The organism is Alicyclobacillus acidoterrestris, assembly GCF_022674245.1.
Lineage (GTDB): Bacteria > Bacillota > Bacilli > Alicyclobacillales > Alicyclobacillaceae > Alicyclobacillus > Alicyclobacillus acidoterrestris.
Genome location: NZ_CP080467.1, coordinates 2,240,892 through 2,261,220, shown reverse-complemented (window position 1 = coordinate 2,261,220; position 20,329 = coordinate 2,240,892). Strand labels below are relative to the sequence as shown.

The window sequence follows — 20,329 nt, the reverse complement described above, 5'->3', positions numbered from 1 at the left end:
CTTGATGTTCGTGAACGAAAGTTGAAATCCGTATAGATAAAATATCGAATATTTATGAATGGAATATGAACACTTACTTTTTTTAGGGGACACGTCAAGGAGGGGTAACCTGGGGGTTGATCTTTACGCGTTATCGGACTCGCTGTATCATCGCGACCCTCAAGCATTCGACGCCTACGGATTCGAGAAAGGAGACGTGAAGTTGAGCACTGATTCGCTGAGAAACGTGCAAGTAGAAGTCAATATCCGCGACACGGGAAGAACCATTGTTCCAGCGGATCGATTTACGTCATAATCGCTTCTTGTAGACGGTGGCGCCGATAAAACCAACCACAAGAATAACGGCCACATAAATCAGCGGATGGACGTAGTGCGTCATGCTATCCCAATCTTGCCCGAGCTTATATCCAGCATACCCCAGCACAGCAACCCACGGCAGGGATCCCGCAGCAGAGTAGGCCGTGAATTTGACAGCGTTCATCTTTGCAATGCCCGCCGGAAGAGAAATAAAGGTACGTATCGCCGGTAACAATCGTCCAACAAACACAACCCAATCACCCCGCCTACGAAACCAGCGCTCCGCCGCGTCCATATGGCGTTCGGACAGCCTTACATATCGACCATACCGACGAATCACTGCTCGCCCTCCAAATTTCCCCACATAATAGGATATGAGAGACCCAACGACATTTCCTAGAACACCCATCAAGATAACAATGCCCAGATGTAAGTGTCCTCTAAAAGCCAGATACCCGCCAAATGGCATAACAACTTCGCTTGGCAAGGGAATACATGCGCTCTCAAGAACCATTGCAAGAAAGACTCCAATATATCCACCCGACTGCACCCAGTGCATGACCATGCTATTCATTTCGTTCACCTCATATCCTATTTGTGTCCGTCGGACGGACGTCAACCTCACTAGTTTGAACCTCTTTCCTTTCCACAAATCGATGCATGCGCTTATGAATTGCTCGGTATCCCCATACACATAGCGCTAACACGATTACCGCGGGTATTAGCTCCATTCGCCAGTGGTGATAAATCGATGTCGCAGCGAGCTTGATCAGATTTCCCCCCAACAAGAAAGTACCAGTCCATAAAAAAGACGCCAGGAGTTGAATCGGAACGTATACCTTCAGCCCTAATTTGTTGACGCCTGCAACATACGGGATGATATCTCGAATCACTGCAATGTATTTCGTAATGAGTAGGGTCCAAATCGCTTGTCTATGAAACAATCGCTCGGTTTGTTGGAGACGCTTCTCTGTAATAAACACATACTTGCCGTACCGCAAGATTACAGGACGCCCGACTACCCGTCCGATAAAATATGTGATGATGGATCCGGTGAATGAACCTAAGCTGGCTACGACGATAAGAAGCGCTAGACTAAAGTGCAACTGCTGTGTGTGCGCCAAAACCCCAAGTGTCGTTAACAACGTCTCACCTGGAACAACCAAAATTAAATACTCCAATCCCAGCAACGCAAAGATACTTGTGTAGCCGTACGCTATCGCAAAGTGGATAAACCCCACGTCAATTCAACTCCCAAGATGAATTCAAATTTATGCTATACATGAGTAATTGAAATACCATCGATAAATACAGACGGTGACGAGGTTCAAAGAGTTCATCCGAAGTCGCAAATAATTAAGTTGTATCGTGATGGTCAGTAACACAGGTACACCACAAGGGCGGTTAATCCGCTAACCGTTTTTTTTGGCAAAGAGTTAAGAGATACGAACATCAAGATTAATTCGGCAGATCCGGGGTTTACTGCTACCGATTTAAGTGGGCACAGGGGTTATCGTACCGTGGTAACACGTGAGGAGGATTACCACAAGCTTGCCGAAGGCGGTACCACCTCAATCCCTCAGAGAATCTCGATGCTCGTGGAACACAAGAAAAACATACAAAATGAAATTGACCGTTTACTAGAGACACAACGAATAATTGATTATAAAATTGACCATTACAATGATATTTTTCTCCATCCGGACTTAACCGATACAGCCTGCGATCCGGTGGATAAATAAGCGCGCGTGAAACTCCAAATCGCCTGCCATTGGCTGATTTGGAGTTTCTTCTTGCCCTTCTGTCGTAATTCCAAAATAAAATGTTCATGCGCCTTCATCCCGTTTTCCGAGCAGTACCGTGCGCCGTTCGGAATCTCAGAAACGATACCGTGCACAGCAGAAAAAATATCGCCATCCCGACGGTAAGAGAACCGAGCATCACCCTTGACCCAAATTGATCAAAAAACCCTACCGATTAGAACTGGCCCCAATCCACTGCCGAGAAACAGTGAAAACGCAAAAAACGAAACAGCAGTGGCCCGTCCATTCGGTAATAAATCAGTAGCGAACGTTTGTAATGTGGAGTGACAGTAACTATATCCAAACCCAAGAATAATGAACCCCATCGTCAATGTGATGACACTTGCCCAACTCCATATTACCCCAAACCCGGCTATCATCAGCAGCGCGCCAAACGCTGGCATCATAGACGTGCCAAGCCGCTTCAACACAGAGGTGATCGTCCGGCTTCCGACAAATCCTCCAACACTGTACGTTGCCGTCAACAATCCAATGACCAGATAGGACAGATGAAGGACCGACACACCGTAAGCCCCGAGAAAGGTAAACCCTCCGTAAAAAATTAAACCTTCACAGAAGACTAATCCGTAGATCATCCAAGAACGACGGTTTCCCAACAACATCCGGTACCTCTGAAGAAAAGGTGTAGGCTGTGCTCCCTCCAATGACTCACGTTCCCGGCGTTCACGAATCAATAAGAGTATTCCCGGAATGCACGCCGCACCAAGGACAAGAAACAAAATGCGGTAAGTAAAGAATTGGGCCACCAATCCGCCAATAACGACACCCATTGCTTGACCGGAGGTCGAAAACGACATAAAAAAGGCAATGGCTTCCGGTCTCCTTTGAATTTCAAATCGATCTCCGATTTGTGCAAGTGTCGTGGGCATAATGCCTGCAGCGAACATGCCTGTGATAAATCGCAAGACCAACAGCCACGAGAAGATATGAATAATCCCACAAAAAATCGTTCCTAAACCGAACAAACACAGTGCCAACAATATCGTACTCATCTTCCCGATTTTCTCTGCAATTGGCGCGTAAACCAATTGAAATAAACCGTAGGGTATGGAGTACGCGGTTACTGTAGCCGCTCACGCTGTTTGTCGGTGGTTAGTTTACCGCCATTGGCGGAGCGGCTGCAACGTCAGTCTGCCATGTAGTTGAGTGCTACGCCGTCAATCACTCAGCCCGCGCTTCCTCTTTGCCATTCCTGGTCCGTTAAAACCCGCCCTACATGGCTCTCATCAATTGCCTCGCTGTTTTTTGCGGCTGCATCATACAGCGCCTGCGTACACATTTGATTCACCACCCGTGGTATTCCCTTGCTGGCCGCATGAATCATTTGCATCGCGGCGTCCGTAAACACGGGCAGATTGCCCCCGGTTTGTTTCATTTGGTGTCGAATATACTCCGTTGACTCCTCACGGGTCATGCCACTTAAATGGTACGCCATCTCTATCCGCTGAGATATGGCCTCATACTTTTTCAACCGAAGCTTGCGGCGCATCTCTGGTTGGCCAACGAGTAAGAGTGGAAACGGGGAACTCGCATCCATCTGTTGGTTTCGTACAAAGCGAAGTTCTTGAATCATCTCCTCAGACATGTCCTGCGCTTCATCTATCACAACGACCCATCCCCGCTCCATACCAGCTTGTCCTTGAATCCGCTCATGCCAAAGCTTCCTAGCCTTGCTTAGCCCAAACGGCATGGCCTCACCCATGTAGGACAACAACTCTGCGTAGAAGTCTTTCGGCTTCAGTCCGAGTACACAAATGTAAACAGGAAGAAATTTCATTTCATCCAAACCGGTTAATAACCTCCGGATGAGCGTCGTTTTGCCGCTGCCTACTTCACCAGTGAGCAGGCCCAGAGATTTGTGTTCAAGCACATAATGCAGCCGCGCCATTGCTTCTTTGTGGCCCCCGGTTTCAAACAGTCCATCCACCGTCACGTCCCTACGAAATGGTTCGTTGCTCCAGTTCCATTTCTCCATGGGTGTCACTGTGCATCACCATCCATCGTTGTAGAGAATTTCAGGCCCTCAGCTTGCTGCTTCTTCCGCTCCTTCAGTGCATCAAACAGGCTCACACCAGGCCTTATATCATCTTCGGTGGGCTGTTGCTCCTTGTGTACACGCCGGTCATAGGGATGGGTCAAATCAATCGTTTTTGCATCCGGCCATCGTTTTTCGCCTGTCCACACCTGAATGGTAGACAAATCGAATGGGTCGTAGCGTAATTGGATGGTCGTCCTCGCCAACTCGCTATCCACCTCGAATCGGTTTCCTTGCAAAGAAACACACCCTGCTTTGTCCACCTTCCGTTCCTCTTGCCAATAGAAAATTTCGTTTAAGTCTGCCTCCGGGATGCGCCTTGTCTTTCTCTCACTAGCGGCCACTCGTTCCTGCGGTGACACACCCGTACTACCATGTTTTCTCACATGGTAGAATGCAGTTACCCAAGTGTGAAATACTTCATTGAGCTCTTCTAGAGTCTCTACATCACCACGAGCTACGGCTTCATACGCCTCCGGGATAAAGCTTGTGTCAAGGAATCGGAATATCCGCTCAATTTTCCCACGACCAGCAGGGCGGTAGGGCTTACTGTGTGAGAGACTGACGCCAAGCCTTGCACAAATGCGCTTGAGGTGGTGGGACGAAAAGACGGCTCCATTATCGACATACAGTTTTTCGGGCACACCGTGGTGTAAAATTGCTTTCTTGAAACTATCCTCTAGACGGGGCATCTGCTCATCCCAATAGAACTGTGCATGAACAATCATTCGGCTGTAATCATCAAGGATGGCAAATAAGATCGCTTTTTTCTTCCGTCCCGGATTGTTTGGGTCTGGAAGATATAAGGCGTGCTTAAAATCCGCTTGCCACAAAAGGTGAATGTCCTCTACTTCAAATCTCCGAAAGGTACCCTTGTTTTGCGGAACAATCAGCACATCGCGGCGACTGAGCCCTGCTTGCCTTAGGTGCCTGGCCAATGTGCTCGTTGCGACAGACCCTGGCTGTGCAATCCCTTCGGCCTCAAGCAGTAGAATAATCTGTTCCACGCTTCGCTCTGGCCTTGCACGGCGAAGCTCCGAAGCGCGTTGTAAGACTGGAGTGGACAGCTTGGTCAGCCCTTTGTCCTGGCGGACTTTCGGCTTCAGCGCATCATAACCGCCCTTGCGGTACGCAGCCAAATACCGCTCAAGCGTCCGCACGCTTACCTGTGTTTGTGTACTCCCAGGAATATCGTAGTCTCGTGCGCTCACCTCTCTTAATAACGCACCGAGCTCACCCGGTGTCATCGGCGTCTGCCGACTTACAACGGGTGAAATCAGACTGTACCGAAATAACGCAATTTGCTCTCTCAACGTCAAATCCATTCCATGGTTCCTCCTTCAATGGTGGGATGTGTCCATTTTCCGGGGAACTGAGGACAGGCTCCATAGACATATGTTGTGGGGAACTTTACTTGGTAAACAAACCTGGGGACGTTCCGATCCGAAACAGGGTATGAAACAGGCGAGCGTTCACGCACATTGACGCAACCTGGTTCCAAACTCGTTGAAGCAAGGCAAGCTGTGTTTTCGGACGGTCGCGGCCCCGGGGGATGTCCAAGGTTGGATCACGTTCAATAAGCCATTGCCAAAAATACGCCTCTACATCGTGCAACCATCCGCGCCAACGAACTGTCCACCGCCACACCGTGCGGGATGAAAGAGGGCCTATCGGCGGAGCCACTTGTTCAGCCGCCTGCTCACATGAGTTTCCTTCATCCACAGCCATGAGAACATCTTCCTGGACATCCCATGTGCAACGCTCATAGCGACCAATAAAGGAAGGCAGTACACTGACTGTTTTCAGACACAACGGACACTGAAATCGAAAGATAGGAATCAGACAGCGACCTTCGTGGCACCACACAGGTCTTCGGTAAACCCCGTGCCGATTGAGGCGTGTATTCGCACCACAGCGATTACACGCTTGTGGACGGATACTAGAAACATCCTCCTGCTCACAAAACGCAAGATAGGACTGGACATCTTCAAATGAAATCACGTATGCTGATGGCATAGTCCATATGGAAAGCGTTTAAAACGCATTCCAGTCGGGAAGAGAGACGAGGCGGCCAAACCTGAAGTCTCTCTTCTTTTATGCGCTCCTCCTATGACTGTCGGTAGAATCATACGATCCATACGACAATCATCCGCATAATCCTCCGCCACTTCAGATAACAAAAGACCGCCCATCCTCCGTCAGGAAGCGTGAGCGGCTACAGGTTACGAGAAGTGCCGCTGATGATGTGGTTGTGTGAAGTGAAGAGGCGATATCAGGGAGCATAGGTGCGATGGCCCGGCTATCCGCGTTCACCAAAAAGCCGGCTAAGCCCAATGCCCAAAGCATTGATTGGTTTCCTAGTGTACTTCTCTCCATAATTGTCTCCTTGCTCTCTCTTGTTTACTATGGTGCAATCGGTCAAACATCGGATGGACAATTAATTTTTGTTGTCACAGATGGACGTGAAGCGAACGGTAAAACCAACATTGGACCTAGCCTGCTGGACATGAAAAATTTAATGTTGAAATATGGTGCCGTCACTGCTGCGACACTTTCTACCAGATCCAATTGCACAATGTATTATAAAAAGAAAGTAATCAACACATTACTCGATGTATCGGGACAAAAAAAAGATGCCTACCTCATTTCTAATCTACGCTTAAGGTACGTAAGGTGCATGAATCGCCATCATAGATTTAAAGCTAGGATTGGCGTACCACGCAGAAAGGGGCAGCCCAACGGCCACCCCTTTCGTCTAATGAATCACGACCTTAATACAAGTGGAGATATTGATCTTTCTCCCACTCTGTCACCTGCGTCCGATAAATGTTGTACTCAATTTTCTTCGCCTCGATGAAATGAAGGAGCACGTGTTGCCCCAACGCCTCGCGAAGTACCTCGTCCTTCGCCAACGCATCAATCGCATCGTTGAGGGTCGGTGGCAGACTGCGAATGCCGACTTCTTCTTTCTCAGCGTCGGACATAATGTAGATGTTGCGATTGACCGGCGGCGCCAATGGCAAATTCCGTTCGATTCCGTCAAGTCCAGCCGCCAACAGCGTAGCGATTGCTAGATATGGATTACAGGTCGGGTCTGGGCTGCGAACCTCAATCCGGGTACTTTGACCGCGGGCAGCGGGGACGCGGACGAGGGGAGATCTGTTTTTGCCACTCCACGCGATGTAACTCGGGGCCTCGTAACCAGGGACTAGGCGCTTGTACGAGTTCACGGTCGGGTTACAAATTGCGGTAAAGCCGGGCGCGTGTTCTAGGATGCCTGCTAAAAAGTGGCGCGCCGTCACACTCAAGCCCATTTCGTCCGACTCGTCATAAAAGGCATTGCCGTCTTCCTTAAACAAGGACAAATGCGCGTGCATGCCTGAACCGTTGATCCCATAAACCGGCTTGGCCATAAACGTCGCGTGCAAGCCGTGTTGACGGGCGACCGTTTTCACGACCAAGCGGAACGTCGCGATGTTATCGGCTGCTTCGAGCGCATCCGTGTATTTGAAATCAATTTCGTGTTGTCCAGGCGCGACCTCATGGTGCGACGCTTCCACTTCGAAACCCATGTGTTCGAGGGTCAGCACAATATCCCGGCGACAGTTTTCACCGAGATCTAAAGGCGCCCAGTCGAAGTATCCACCTTCGTCGTTGACCTGGTCCGTTGGATTCCCGTTCTCGTCAATCTTGAACAAGAAAAACTCAGGTTCAGAACCGACGTTGAACGACGAAAACCCGAGCTCTTTCGCCCGCTCGACCGTTTGCTTCAGGACCGAACGCGGATCCCCAGGAAACGGCGTCCCGTCTGGAAGGTGAATATCGCAGATTAACCGCGCAATCTTCCCCTGCGGCGTATCCCAAGGGAAAACTAACCAGGTTGAATAATCTGGCACGAGGTACATATCAGATTCTTCAATCCGGACAAAACCTTCGATGGACGAGCCATCAAACATAATTTTGTTGTCCAGCGCCTTGCCCAACTGATCTACTGGTATTTCTACGTTTTTGACAATACCAAGCAAATCGGTAAATTGCAGACGGATATAGCGTACGTTACTGGACTCTGCGTGGTTCAAGATTTCTTCCTTGGTATACTGTTTGCGCATGTTCATCCTCCATCAACGTTTTCGATAGAATCGCGAGAGGTCGCCCTGGAATAGCGACTCCGAAGACTTCGATTGGGTGCCAAGCATCTCGCGCTCTAACCACTTATACACTTCCGTATCCGATAAATCCTTCTTTTGCGAATCTTTCGGATGCGCCCGACGGCGTTCCATCTCTTCAAAATTGCGTTTGACGCCGGCCATGTTGTGGCCTTCATCCAACCACTGGCGAATCAGCATCAAGCGCTCGACGTCGGCAAACGAAAACTGGCGCTGCTTGCCCGATGTGCGCGCTGGCTGAATCAATTCGTGCTCTTCATAGTAACGAATTTGACGAGCACTGAGCCCCGTCAATTTTTGGACTGTTCCGATAGAAAACAGTGGCAGTTGACGTCTGTCGTTCAAATCCATGGCGCTGCCCCCATCTCACTGGCGCTTCTTTGACATCGTAGCACGTGAGTGAGAAAGGGGCAAGAGTGTTACGTCAATTTTTCTGACAGCAAAACCGGATCCATCATGTTTCCTGACAAATCACCTGAATCGGTCGATCCATTCCCGTCAATTCTGGCGCGAGTTGCTCCAGGATTTTGCCAAGCGCGATCACCGCGTGCTCGTAGGTCAAGCCCCCCTGCACATAGGCTGTATAGGGCGGGCGCATGGGCGCGTCGGCGGATAGTTCCAGGGAGGCGCCCTGGATGAACGTCCCTGCAGCCATCACGACCGCATCGGCATAACCGGCCATGGCATCTGCCTCAGGTCGAACGTGTGCGTCAATCGGAGCTGCACGCTGAACGGCTCGGCAAAATGCGAGCAGCTTGTCCGGGCTGCCAAGTTCCACGGAGAGAATCAGGTCGGATCGCGGCTCTGTAGGCCCCGGTGACACTCGGTATCCCAGTCCCTGCAACGCCTGTGCAAATAATATCGACGCCTTCACTGCCTGGGCGACGACGTGTGGCGCCAAGAAGAGCGCCTGATAGAACAACTGCAAATAGGGACCCGTAGGCCCATACTCCGCCCCCGTGCCCGGTGCCACCAAACGCGCGGCCACCTGTTCAATGACCTCGGATGATCCTGCGATATACCCGCCTGTCGGCGCGATACCCGCGCCTGGATTTTTAATCAGCGACCCCATCACCAAGTCGGCGCCGACATGGGACGGCTCCTGCGCTTCGACGAATTCGCCGTAACAGTTGTCCACGCCAATGAGCGCATGAGGGGCCTTCGCCTTGATTTCTGAAAAGGCACTCCCCAACGCCTCAATCGAAAGTGCTTTGCGGTCTCCGTAGCCGCGGGATCTCTGAAACATCACCAATTTCGTATGTTCGCCCAAGTGGCGGAGAATCGCTTCGACGTCAATCTCGCCGTCCGCGGACAAATCCACAATCTTGGCGCGAATGCCCCACTCCGCGAGGCTGCCTTTCTCACTTCGCAAGCCGACTACGCCATGTAACGTGTCGTACGGAGAGCCTGTGGCGAACAGTACTTCGTCGCCAGGGCGCAGGACCCCAAACATGCCAAGCGTCAGCGCATGTGTACCGGAGACGATTTGTGGCCTAACCAGTGCACCCTGTGCGCCGAATACATCGGCAAAGGCCGCCTCAAACTTGTCGCGCCCGTCGTCCGACAGGCCATAGCCGGTCGACCCAAGCAGGTCGGTTTGCGAGATGCGATGCTGCCAAAACGCCTCCAGTACGCGCTCCTGATTGGCGAGCGCCACCGCGTCGACTTGCTCGAGCGCTCGTCCGATTTCCCGTTCACACTGTCTGATATATTCAATGGTCTTGTGGTTCATGTGCACTCCCGTCTTGCCGTTGTTGCTGCCATAAATGTGCATCCCTGCGGCTCGTAATCGCCGTCACCAGCCACTCGTCGGATGAAACCGGATCTGCGGATTCAATTCGCCCGTTGCGAAGCAGCTTGTCCCAGATAAAATCGTTGGGATGCGTGTGCAATGTCACCCGTACTTCATCTAAAGACAACAAGCGCTCCACCGTCTGATAGAGCGGTTCCAGTGAATCGTTTACTGCAGAGCCATACAAGGTTTCCACCGCGTGCACGTCTGGCCCTGGCTGGTTCGGACTGATGTCCATCTTGTTGAAAAAGGTGACGACCGGTTTATCCAGTGCCCCCAAATCGCGAAGTACCCGTCTGGTCGTCTCCAGGTGTGACTGGGGTTCGTGCCCGGCATCGACGACGACCACGACGACATCGGCGTACTTGGTCTCCTCGAGCGTCGCTTTAAACGCGTCCACCAAGTGGTGCGGAAGGTCCTCCACAAAGCCGACGGTATCCACGACCACATACTCATTACCAAGCTTGGTGCGAACTTGGCGCGCGGTCGGATCAAGCGTGTCAAACAGCCGATTTTGCCCTTCTGGCACCTCGATGTTCGCCTTGTCGCGCACCCAGCGCGATTGCACCGTCGTCTTACCGGCGTTGGTATAGCCGACAAGGGCGACGACAGGCACGCCACGTCGCCGTTTGCCTCGCATCGTCTCCCGCTGCCGTTCAACGGCCGCAAGTTCCTTGCGCAAATGTGTCATGCGCGTGCGAATGCGCCGACGGTCGAGCTCCAACTGGGTTTCACCGGGGCCGCGGGTGCCAATGCCGCCACCCAACCGCGACAGTTCAACGCCGCGGCCAGTGAGCCTCGGCATCAAGTAGTTTAACTGCGCGATTTCCACTTGCACCCGGCCCTCGCGCGTCTGCGCGCGGCGAGCGAAAATGTCGAGAATCAGCTGCGTTCTATCGATAATTCGACATGGCAACACCCGCTCCAGGTTGCGAATTTGCGCAGGTGACAACTCGCGGTCTGCGACCACCAAGTCCGCCTCATTCACCGTGGCCAAGTCCGCCAGCTCTTCTAACTTGCCGGATCCAAAAAACGTCCTTCCATCCAATTGTGCACGCTTTTGCGTCATCACGCCAATGACTGATCCGCCCGCGGCTTCACAGAGGCCTGTGAGCTCCGCTTCGCGGTAGGCGAGGCGTTCGTCCGACTCCTGGCCAACTTGACACATCGCTAAAATGACTCTGTATGCTTGCTCCTGCACGAACTCACCCCTGGTTTTGCAAATCGCACGCAAGGTACTCCCGTCCATCATCGCAAATCGGACAGCGCGATTCAAGCTGATATACTGACCGCAACATAATCGGCACCTCTGCCTCTGCCTTGCGCCGGCCTTGCGACAAACCAACCACACGTCCCAATGCATACGCAATCAAAAAGGTAAATAGAAGACCTGCCACATACAACATTACGACCATGTATCCCACTCCTCTTCTTCAGTCTCCAGTATTTTCGTGGTCGTCGTATCAAACACGATGCTGAGAATGACGAGTGCGATTAGGGCTAGGATGGTCCAAAACACCTCGGCGTATAACGCGAGACAAAAGGCGATGAGAATGGCCACCAACGTCTCCACCAAGCCAAATCGGATGGCGACGTTAGCCTGCCCCGTCTCCAAGTCCTTGCGGCGGTCCATGACGTCGTCCAGCCAGTCAATCATGCTCATCACCGCCATCCCCCACAGAGCGTGTCTCCACCCCACCAAAACGACCAGCAACAAGACCGCGATAAGAATCTCGACATACGCGGGGACACGGCTCGGTAGACTCTCGTGGATACGCGTGAACATCCCGACGGCATAGCTGCTGAGAAATACCGCAAACGCCGCGTCGCGATTGAGCATCATGGCGATGCCAAAGACGACCAGGCTGTACGGAAGGCACGCGCGCCCTAAACGGGCCGCGAGCGTGCGGCGGCCGCGGCAGATGTCGTAGTCAATGTCGAGCGCGTCATCCATCAATTTGACCGCGGCCCCTGCAAACAACATCGCGCCAAACGCCAGCAACAAGTTAGGCCAGTCGCCAAACATGTCGTTTCACCTCTTGGAATCCGGTTCCTTCGCGGGCGGAAATCGGCACGACACAACCCTTGTCGAGATGTTGGCGCAGCCAGCGGTACCCTTCCCGCGCGGCAGGAAGATCCATCTTGCTCGCAAGCACGACATACGTCTGGCGGGATTTGCCCAGTGCAATCATCTGCTCATCTAGATAATCGAGGTGAAACGCGCTGACGTCGCGAGCCCGCTTCAGTGCTTGCCCCACAGACGCGGCGTCGATGACGTGGAAGACGACGCGCGCCTGCAACATCGATCTCAGCGTCTGCGCCATCGCTTTGCGGACCGCCGCGTCCTGGTGAAGCCCGTCGGCGAGACCCGCAGTATCGGTGACGCGAATGACTCTATCGGCCTTCCCGCGCGGCACCGACAAAATCAACGTTTGGAGCTCGCGCGTCTGGTGCGCGTCGCCTGAGGTGAGAATCTCTTCCGCCTCGCGGACGTTCATCCGTCGACGCTGTGTCACGCCATCGGTGCGCTCGACCAACCAATTCAATTCACGGATTCCTAGGACTCGCGCGAGCCGAAGGCAAAACGACGTCTTGCCGGCATTCGTCCTGCCGATGACCAAGCCTTCTGTACTCATCTGCTCGCCTCCTGTACGAAATCTGCCGCCTGTAGCGTCAACAGTTCCTCCCGTTTTGGGCTATTTACCTCGAATAGGCGTACAGCCTGGTGCCGTACCGCCCGTTCGACCAGATTTCGCACCCAGCGCGCGTTGCTGAATGGTTCACCACGAGGCAAGGACTGCAGCGCTTGACGAATTTGCGTGCGCAGCTTGATTTCCGCGTCCACGCTCAACCGATACTGGCGCCCCGCCACCGTGCGCTTGGCAATGTGAAAGAGCGTCTCAGCGTCGTAGTCCGGAAAGTGAATGTGAATTGGAAAGCGACTAGGGAGTCCTGGATTGGTACTTAAAAACCAATCCATCTCCGCCTCGTAGCCCGCGAGAATGACGATGAATTGGTCTTTATAATCCTCCATGCCCTTGACCAGTGTTGCAATTATTAGACCCGTGGCCGCAGGTATCCGTCGAATCAGACCAATTTAGATAAATCTCAATGGCATCGTCGTAAAGAACGACATGGTCTATCAACAAATCGGCCAGGCGCTTTTTGTCGGCGTCATCTATCCGCTGTTCCAGATATTCTGAGAAACACGCGAGCAGTTCGGTGTCACTGCCGGCTGCCTCGCGAGCGCGCTCGAACGTCGCCAATTCGCCCTCGATTTCCGCGAGTTTCGCTTGTAGGTCGTTGAGTGTGCGCTCCAGTGGATCGACTGCCTGAGCCAACTCGTGCTCGTCAATGCGACCCTTCGCGGCGAGTTGAAGCCAACGCTTGCGCTCCGTCTGACGCGCTTTCACGGCCTCCTCCACGCGCTTGCGCGACGCGACTAGCGCATCGCTGCGGCCGCCGTCCTGATGCGCCGTCCACAACTGCAAAAGAACATGTCGTCGGCGCACGAGTTGTCGCGACAGACAGCGCCAAACGTAGTCGTCGACGACGTCCTGCCGCCAGTTTCGCCCCCGACAGGCACAAACCGGTCTGCCGCTGCCGACTTCAAAAATCTTGCGACTCTTGCCTGAACATACATAGTAGTGGTAGCGCGGCTCGTTCGTGCGTTTGTCGCGCGAAGGCGCGCCAGCGACGACTGCGGCACCACAGCGTCCGCAGCGAACAAGCCCTTTCAGTAAATAGGAGGATTTTGGGGGCGCACCGCGACCGCGACGCGCGAAGCTCTGAATGCGCGTCTGCAACGCGAGGTACGTATCTTCGTCGATATACGCAGGCACGGTGACCGCCTGCCACTCGTCTGGCGGCTTGCGCACAATTTCCGTCCGGCCAGCTTTCTGGCGATACTCCGTCTTCCCATAATAAAACGTGCCCATGTACACTGGATTTTTGAGGATGCGACTGACCGTCGCTTGATACCACTTATCTCCACTTGGTGCGGGTATTCCGAGCACGGACAGTTCACGGGCCACTGCGGTTAAATTCATCTGCCGGCCATCTTTGCCGTGTAATATCCAATCGACCATCATCAAGTAGACGTCGCGTTCTCGTTCATTGACCACCAATATGTCCTGTGTCTTATCGAAATCGTATCCGTAAATCCTGCGGATTCCCGGAATCTTGCCGTTCATCACCTTGGTCCGGCGCCCGCGCCTGGAGTTCGCCAAAATTTTCGCCTTGTTGTACTGTGCAATCGCGCCTTGGATGTTGTAGAACAAAAGGGACTCTGGATTGTTCGGATCTACATCCATCTCGACGAATGCGATATCGCATCCGGCATTCCAAATGCGCTCCGTGATGGATAATTGCAACCGCAAATCGCGCGCGAGTCGGTCCGGGTGCAAGACGACAAATTTTGAAGCAATCCCCTGCTCAATCAACCAAAGCGCCCGATGCAGGGCTGGACGATTTGGATCATCCCCCATCTCACCTTGCTCCACCACCGCGATGACCTGGTCTTCGACGATGCCGTACTTCGACTGCAGAAGCGCTAACGAGCGCTCGACCTGTGATGTGAGAGAATACCCGTGCCGGGCTTGATCCTGTGTGGATACACGCGCATAGATCACAGCCTTCACGGTTTCCATCATTTCTGTGAGCTCCGCCTTGGACGGCAGAGGATGGCTTTCTGCGTCCCGCTGAATCGCCCACGTAATCATAATTGTCCTCCCGGCCAACGCACGGGCTCTGCCGGCGCTTCATCGTCCCCTGCCGCGGCCGCGCACTGAGCGTCCTTCGGTGTCGCGTCTTTGGCTGTGGCTTTGGCCAGAATGGACACCACGACGTCAGCCACCGCCAGAAGACGCGATTCCAACGTGCTGCCATCGCCCCTGTAAACCGGTTTTACGGTAAGCTGGTTCGGATTGCGTCGTCCCACTCGCCATCCCCCCAAAGGTATCGTCTCGGAGGATGTGTATGCGAAACCGACATGCGGACAAACCGCAAAAATTCGCCATAAAACGACAAAACGGGCAGACGCCGATGCGCCTACCCGTCCTATCCGATGTCCAAAGTCCATATGTACAACCGTGGACCGCGAGATTAATACATCCGCTTCACTGCCGAGAGGTGCTGGTACCAATACGATCCCGGCGCAACACTCAAATACCCCACTTTTCCGAGTCCTCCGCCACACTGAATCATCTGGTTGTTCCCAATATAGATACCCGAGTGCCCACCATCGTCAAATGTCAGAAGGTCGCCCGGTTGCATATCGGCAATGGCCACTTTCGTCCCAACGGATGTATACTGCGTCTTCGACGACGTCGAAATGATATACCCGAGCGCGTGATGATAGACGTACGCGGTGAAGTTCGAGCAGTCAAAGCCGGTTTGACCGCGGTCTTCGTTGTGATCTAACTCGTACGGCGTCCCTAGTTTACTTTCCGCAACCTTCAGAATCGCTTGGAACTTCGCATCCGCTGAGGCATCCACCGATGCAATCGGCGTAATGGCTGGATCTAATGTCACCCCTGGCGGCAGTTGCACATTTAAGGGATTCGTCGTCGTGGTGTAATAACTGTTCGCCGTGATATACCCCGATTTGCCGGACGGCGCCTCGACGTGCCACCAATACTGCGTGCTACCGGAGAGAATCGTCAATTGAGTGCCCGTCTGCTCCAGCTCAATTCGACTAGAACCGGACTTTGCCGCAGAAACGAGGTACGCGTTGTGAAGCACTTCCACGACCTGTTTCCCTGTCGTTGACGAGGCCGTACTCGTACTCGAGGTCGACGGCTTTGTCGCGGTTGACGCTACGGTTGAACTACTAGACGCTGCCGCAGACGAACTGGTCGTCGCCGTTGACGATGACGTTTCCGTGGTATAGTACGTGTTCGTCGTAATGTAGCCATCTCGCCCTTTGGCGTCTTCGACGTGATACCAATAGCTGTTGCCACCTGATAAAACCGTCAGCTTCGTTCCAGTGGTCTCCAGTGCAATTTTGGTCGATCCGCTCTTTGGCGCCGTAATCAAATACGCATTGTGTTTGATACTGACGGTCGATGCGGAATTCGTACTTGCCATGGCCACCGAAGATAGGCCGAGTGGCAATAAAGTTGCCATGGCTGCCAAACCTGAAACGACTGCTTTTGCTCTCACTATGATAGCCTCCTACGCCTCCGAGGTTAGTTGACGGGTGCGGGCAGGAGTTGCCCGTGTGCAACGCACATTAACCCCATGAAAATCGTCCCCCGTACCTGGCTAGCCAGGATTCGGCTGATATTGTTCCTCGGTGATTAGATTACCATGGAATCTATGTATCTTCTTTATAAGAATGATGGCGATGTGGGAAACATCTGGATGGACTTGGTGGCATTTAGGGGAAAACGCGGGTAGAGCTGGATGAAATGGTGGCCGGATTTTGCTGCGATGGTCGGGCTGACGTGGACGGCGGCGGATGGGATGCCTCGAAGGAACGCTGGTGGATGGCGGGATCGAGTATTCGTGTTCGCCAGCCGCGCACTGTAGCGTGGGCAGATAAGACAAGGAATCTACCCTATTTTCGGATTTTTCATAGGATCGACCGGTTTAAGACACGCCAAATACCTTATCTACTCAAAAGCTGCCCGATAACGTCGTAAAAACGGAATTTAGTGCAAATTTCATGCCTTATGTGCCGAGAAGGAAGCACGCGTGTCTTATTAAGACATGTGCGCGCACCTCAAGCACCTCAAGCACCTCAAGCACCTCAAGCACCTCAAGCACCTCAAGCACCTCAAGCACCTCAAGCACCTCAAGCACCTCAAGCACCTCAAGCACCTCAAGCACCTCAACTAGGCACCATCGTCCCCCGGACGCGCGACCGTTTCCTTGCGCCATCAGCCCCCGGGGGAGCGTCGTTCGCTGACCATTCTTCTCTTCATACAGGGGAGCCATCCCCGGCCTCACTCAGACGTCACGCTGCGAATCCGGGCAGCGAGTGTTTGCGCCGAGTGGCGAAAGTTTCGCAGTTCCGCGTCCGCGAGGGGGAGTGTCACGACTCGCTCAACCCCCTGCCGCCCGACTACACAGGGGACGCCCATGTACACGTCAGACACCCCATGATAATCGGACAACAACGTGGAAACATTCAGGACAGCGTGTTCATCATGCAAAATGGCCGCGCAAATTCTATCGAGTGCGAGCGCAATCGCGTAACTCGTATGGCCCTTCGCCATGATGATATCGTACGCCGCATCCCTGGTCTTTGCAGAGATATCTGCCTTTTGCGTACCAGGCAACTCAACAGGCACGCCGGCGACGTTCGTCGTGCTCCACACGGGCACCTCCGTATCCCCATGCTCACCAATCACATGGGCGTGTACACTGCGCGGATCAACTGCGAAGTGTTCGCCCAGTAAATGGCGAAAGCGGGCGCTGTCGAGTACGGTGCCGGATCCGATGACGCGCTGAGTCGGCCACCCAGACGTCCGCCACGCGACATAGGAGAGCACGTCGACCGGGTTGGTCGCGATGAGCAAGATCCCCGTTTCGTTGTAGCGCGTCACCTCTTGAACGATATGCTGCACAATCGTCGCGTTTCGGGCCAACAACGCCTGCCGCGTCTCACCTGGCTGTTGCGAGACACCCGCTGTGACGATCACGATATCTGCATCTTGACAGTCTCGATAATCCCCGCTCCAGACCTTTACACCACCGGCAAATGGCCGCCCGTGCTGCATGTCGAGCGCCTCACCCCTGGCCTTGTCGGTATTGTTATCCACGAGGACAATCTCCGTGGCGCGTTCGCGCAGGAACAGTGTGTAGGCAGTTGTCGATCCGACTGCCCCCGCCCCCACCACAGCAATTCTCCTCGGTTTGACGATGGTTTGCACATGTATGCCTCCTTCCTCGCATCATTCCCCATTACCCCATGGGCGCACCTACCAAAACCGCTCAGCCTCGTTCCTTGACGACGAGCGTCGAAATAGGCGAGCGGTGAACCACGCCGCTGCTGACGCTTCCCAGTAACAAGCGGTCGACAACACCATACCCGTGACTCCCCAACACGATGAGGTCGGCGTCTTCTTTCGCTGCAAACTCACAAATCACAATCGCCGGGGATCCATACTCGGAAACAAACTGAACACGCCCTTGATACGCTTCAAATTGTTCGTCAATCGCCTGCGCCAACCCCTTGGCAACCGCCTCAAAACCGGCATCTGCGACTTCCGGAACAATGCCCATCCCAGTACCGACATACTGCGGATGTATCACATACAAAGCGGTAACCGTCGACTCTGGAAACGCGTCCAGAAGTTTCATCACAGTCTTTCCTGCTGCAGTTGCACAGGTTGATCCGTCCGTAGCCCAAACGATTTTATTCATTACGATTCCTCCCCGATTTTCGTATCCCCGGCAACCAGCCGGCAAAATGGCGACGTCCCCATCGCTTACCGCTTCATTATCGAGGGAAACTCGTCATTCTATCAGACACAAATGTGCTACTTTCACGGGGGTAACTTGGACTATTTCCATGGCGCATCACAGGTCTAAAGGAACTAGTCCGGTTGCACTAGCGCGATAGACGATACCCTGGGTATGGCAACACGAGGTGTTCCGGAAAATCGTCGTGCGTGGATCATGGTGGAGGTTCGTGAATGTTCATCGAAGAGAAACACAAAAGGCAGACAAAATCTGGTGCAATCGCCAGCCGTCACTCGACGGCCGGCAGCGTCACGACAATTTCAGTCCCTTGATTGAGCACACTGTGGACATCCATGCGCCCTGCATGATCTTGTATAATCTTGTGGCACACCATCATGCCCAAGCCCGTGCCAGATTCTTTAGTCGTAAAAAACGGTTCGCCGAGTCTGGAGAGGACGTGGTCCGGTATCCCGACGCCTTCATCGGCAACGCGTATCAAAATCTCATTCGCACGGTGTCGCCGGGCCTCCACGGTCACGGTGCCACCATCCGGCATCGCCTCGATGGCGTTTTTAATCAGATTAATGAGCACTTGCTTAATCTGATTCGGCTCACACCGCACATACGGTAGATCCGGTTCGATCTCGACCTTCAGCTCAATCTCGTTTCGCTTGGCCTGACTGCTCATCAACGTGATGACCACACCTAAGATTTCCTCGAGACGCGCACTCTGAAACCGCGTCTCTTGTGGTTTCGCGAGCATCAGCAACTCGCCGACAATACCGTCCACACGCGATAGTTCGCCCAATATGGCTTGAAACTGGTCTTTGTACTCAGGGTGATCCATCGTGAAGACATTGAGCGACCACTTCATCGCTGCCAAAGGATTGCGAATTTCATGCGCGATTCCGGAAGCCATCTGTCCAATGGCATAGATTTTGTCCACTCTGCGCAGAAACGCCTCGGTCTGCTTCTTTTCCGTGATATCCTTTGCAATGACAATGAGACCGCTGCGCTCACCCGGTTTGTGATAAACCGGCACCTTGGTCAATTCAAACGTCCGAACAGAATCATCCGCCATCAAGATATCGGTCTCTAGTTGAATGGGTTTGCCCTGTCGCCACGCCTCAGCATCCGATTCGACAAAACAGCGCAGCCCCCGCTCAAAGGTATCCGGCATTGCAGCCAACTGCTCATTGGTTCGCCCTTCGTACAGCACGGTGGAGAGTTTGAAAAAGTCAATCGCTGCCTGATTGGCTTTTAGCCAACGCCCCTCCCCATCCTTAAAAATCACGATGTCCGGCATGGTCGTAACCAAGGTGTCCAATCGTTCTTCAATGAGTTTACGCTGTGTGATCTCATTGCGGAACGCGACGTATTGATACGGTTTGCCGTCTTCGTTCATGCACGGTACGATGGTCGTATCCATCCAGTAGAATGTACCGTCTTTCGCGCGGTTCTTAATTTCACCACGCCAAATCCGCCCCTGGGCAATCGTCCGCCACATGTCTCTAAAAAACGCTTTGGAATGGTAACCAGAATTAATAATGCGATGATTCTCGCCGATGAGTTCACTGTAACTATATTTTGAGATTCTGCAGAACTGCTGATTTGCGAACGTAATGTTGCCACGGACGTCGGTCACGGCGACAATCAATGCTTCATCGAGTGCATGATTGATGTCGGCAAGTTCACGCAGCGCGCTGGCAATCGGTTCGACGCCCTCCATGTCCTGCAGCATCGACGTAAGCAGTTCGAGATGATGTCGCAACAAGGCAAGCGTTCCCCTCTAAGTCGGTACCGCTAC

22 protein-coding genes, 1 pseudogene and 1 riboswitch are annotated in these 20,329 nt (G+C 53.2%); of the genes and pseudogenes, 3 read left to right on the top strand and 20 right to left on the bottom strand.

All coding sequences use genetic code 11. The features are described from left to right. Positions 1-289 precede the first annotated feature (289 nt). Positions 290-871, bottom strand: a complete 582-nt coding sequence (locus tag K1I37_RS10750) for a DedA family protein (RefSeq protein WP_021298039.1) — start codon at positions 869-871, stop codon at positions 290-292. 10 nt (positions 872-881) lie between these two features. Next, the gene (locus K1I37_RS10745; RefSeq protein ID WP_021298040.1) at positions 882-1,538 is read right to left on the bottom strand and encodes a DedA family protein; all 657 of its coding nucleotides are present in this window, start codon (positions 1,536-1,538) and stop codon (positions 882-884) included. A gap of 279 nt (positions 1,539-1,817) precedes the next feature. On the opposite strand from K1I37_RS10745, the gene K1I37_RS10735 reads away from it, so the two are divergent. Next, positions 1,818-2,039 (top strand): MerR family transcriptional regulator, encoded by a 222-nt coding sequence (locus K1I37_RS10735; RefSeq protein ID WP_242215893.1) that lies wholly within the window; start codon positions 1,818-1,820, stop codon positions 2,037-2,039. 218 nt (positions 2,040-2,257) lie between these two features. Here K1I37_RS10735 and K1I37_RS10730 read toward each other — a convergent pair. The 3 genes and pseudogenes from K1I37_RS10730 to K1I37_RS10720 form a co-directional block, all read right to left on the bottom strand. Continuing rightward, positions 2,258-3,172, bottom strand: a pseudogene (locus K1I37_RS10730) (MFS transporter); the annotation flags it as partial. Between the two features lie 113 nt (positions 3,173-3,285). Beyond that, positions 3,286-4,095 (bottom strand): ExeA family protein, encoded by an 810-nt coding sequence (locus K1I37_RS10725; RefSeq protein ID WP_242216009.1) that lies wholly within the window; start codon positions 4,093-4,095, stop codon positions 3,286-3,288. 5 nt (positions 4,096-4,100) lie between these two features. After that, positions 4,101-5,480, bottom strand: a complete 1,380-nt coding sequence (locus K1I37_RS10720) for a DDE-type integrase/transposase/recombinase (protein WP_021295220.1) — start codon at positions 5,478-5,480, stop codon at positions 4,101-4,103. A 965-nt stretch (positions 5,481-6,445) separates the two neighbouring features. Between K1I37_RS10720 and K1I37_RS21860 the strand changes: the two genes are divergently transcribed. Then, positions 6,446-7,012 (top strand): phosphodiester glycosidase family protein, encoded by a 567-nt coding sequence (locus tag K1I37_RS21860; protein WP_081653988.1) that lies wholly within the window; start codon positions 6,446-6,448, stop codon positions 7,010-7,012. Here the strand turns inward: K1I37_RS21860 and glnA are convergent. From glnA to K1I37_RS10665, 11 genes are all read right to left on the bottom strand, one after another. Further along, positions 6,927-8,264, bottom strand: a complete 1,338-nt coding sequence (gene glnA, locus K1I37_RS10715) for a type I glutamate--ammonia ligase (RefSeq protein ID WP_021295513.1) — start codon at positions 8,262-8,264, stop codon at positions 6,927-6,929. The two genes, K1I37_RS21860 and glnA, sit on opposite strands and share 86 nt — an antisense overlap. 12 nt (positions 8,265-8,276) lie before the next feature. Beyond that, entirely contained in the window at positions 8,277-8,672 is a 396-nt protein-coding gene (locus K1I37_RS10710) for a MerR family transcriptional regulator (protein ID WP_021295514.1), read from the bottom strand. Positions 8,673-8,775: 103 nt separating this feature from the next. Then, positions 8,776-10,053, bottom strand: coding sequence for a methionine gamma-lyase family protein (locus K1I37_RS10705; protein ID WP_021295515.1), 1,278 nt, complete (start codon positions 10,051-10,053; stop codon positions 8,776-8,778). Then, positions 10,034-11,314 (bottom strand): GTPase HflX, encoded by a 1,281-nt coding sequence (hflX, locus tag K1I37_RS10700; protein WP_021295516.1) that lies wholly within the window; start codon positions 11,312-11,314, stop codon positions 10,034-10,036. The genes K1I37_RS10705 and hflX overlap by 20 nt, the downstream gene beginning before the upstream one ends. 4 nt (positions 11,315-11,318) lie before the next feature. Continuing rightward, complete coding sequence (locus tag K1I37_RS10695) at positions 11,319-11,528, bottom strand: hypothetical protein (RefSeq protein ID WP_021295517.1); 210 nt, start codon at positions 11,526-11,528, stop codon at positions 11,319-11,321. Further along, a complete protein-coding gene (locus K1I37_RS10690) occupies positions 11,519-12,139 on the bottom strand; it encodes a hypothetical protein (protein WP_021295518.1) in 621 nt (206 codons plus the stop codon). Before K1I37_RS10690 ends, K1I37_RS10695 begins: the two co-directional genes overlap by 10 nt. Then, positions 12,120-12,749 carry a GTPase domain-containing protein gene (locus tag K1I37_RS10685; protein WP_021295519.1) on the bottom strand — a complete coding sequence of 210 codons (630 nt, stop codon included), beginning with the start codon at positions 12,747-12,749 and terminating at the stop codon, positions 12,120-12,122. The genes K1I37_RS10690 and K1I37_RS10685 overlap by 20 nt, the downstream gene beginning before the upstream one ends. Next, a complete protein-coding gene (locus K1I37_RS10680; RefSeq protein WP_021295520.1) occupies positions 12,746-13,147 on the bottom strand; it encodes a hypothetical protein in 402 nt (133 codons plus the stop codon). Before K1I37_RS10680 ends, K1I37_RS10685 begins: the two co-directional genes overlap by 4 nt. Next, entirely contained in the window at positions 13,134-14,834 is a 1,701-nt protein-coding gene (locus tag K1I37_RS10675) for a recombinase family protein (protein ID WP_021295521.1), read from the bottom strand. Before K1I37_RS10675 ends, K1I37_RS10680 begins: the two co-directional genes overlap by 14 nt. After that, on the bottom strand, positions 14,831-14,989 hold the full coding sequence (locus K1I37_RS10670) for a hypothetical protein (RefSeq protein ID WP_242215892.1): 159 nt from the start codon (positions 14,987-14,989) through the stop codon (positions 14,831-14,833). The genes K1I37_RS10675 and K1I37_RS10670 overlap by 4 nt, the downstream gene beginning before the upstream one ends. Before the next feature lie 227 nt (positions 14,990-15,216). Continuing rightward, on the bottom strand, positions 15,217-16,275 hold the full coding sequence (locus K1I37_RS10665; protein WP_021295523.1) for a C40 family peptidase: 1,059 nt from the start codon (positions 16,273-16,275) through the stop codon (positions 15,217-15,219). After that, positions 16,276-16,404: riboswitch (cyclic di-AMP (ydaO/yuaA leader) on the bottom strand. A gap of 114 nt (positions 16,405-16,518) precedes the next feature. On the opposite strand from K1I37_RS10665, the gene K1I37_RS21530 reads away from it, so the two are divergent. After that, positions 16,519-16,644 carry a hypothetical protein gene (locus K1I37_RS21530; protein ID WP_269078038.1) on the top strand — a complete coding sequence of 42 codons (126 nt, stop codon included), beginning with the start codon at positions 16,519-16,521 and terminating at the stop codon, positions 16,642-16,644. Positions 16,645-16,785: 141 nt separating this feature from the next. On the opposite strand, the gene K1I37_RS10660 is transcribed toward K1I37_RS21530, so the two are convergent. The 4 genes from K1I37_RS10660 to K1I37_RS10645 form a co-directional block, all read right to left on the bottom strand. Then, on the bottom strand, positions 16,786-17,052 hold the full coding sequence (locus K1I37_RS10660) for a hypothetical protein (RefSeq protein ID WP_242215890.1): 267 nt from the start codon (positions 17,050-17,052) through the stop codon (positions 16,786-16,788). Between the two features lie 8 nt (positions 17,053-17,060). Continuing rightward, positions 17,061-17,990 (bottom strand): L-lactate dehydrogenase, encoded by a 930-nt coding sequence (locus tag K1I37_RS10655; protein WP_021294782.1) that lies wholly within the window; start codon positions 17,988-17,990, stop codon positions 17,061-17,063. A gap of 61 nt (positions 17,991-18,051) precedes the next feature. After that, on the bottom strand, positions 18,052-18,483 hold the full coding sequence (locus tag K1I37_RS10650) for a universal stress protein (protein WP_021294783.1): 432 nt from the start codon (positions 18,481-18,483) through the stop codon (positions 18,052-18,054). A gap of 328 nt (positions 18,484-18,811) precedes the next feature. Continuing rightward, the gene (locus K1I37_RS10645; RefSeq protein ID WP_021294784.1) at positions 18,812-20,296 is read right to left on the bottom strand and encodes a PAS domain-containing sensor histidine kinase; all 1,485 of its coding nucleotides are present in this window, start codon (positions 20,294-20,296) and stop codon (positions 18,812-18,814) included. Between the last annotated feature and the right edge of the window lie 33 nt (positions 20,297-20,329).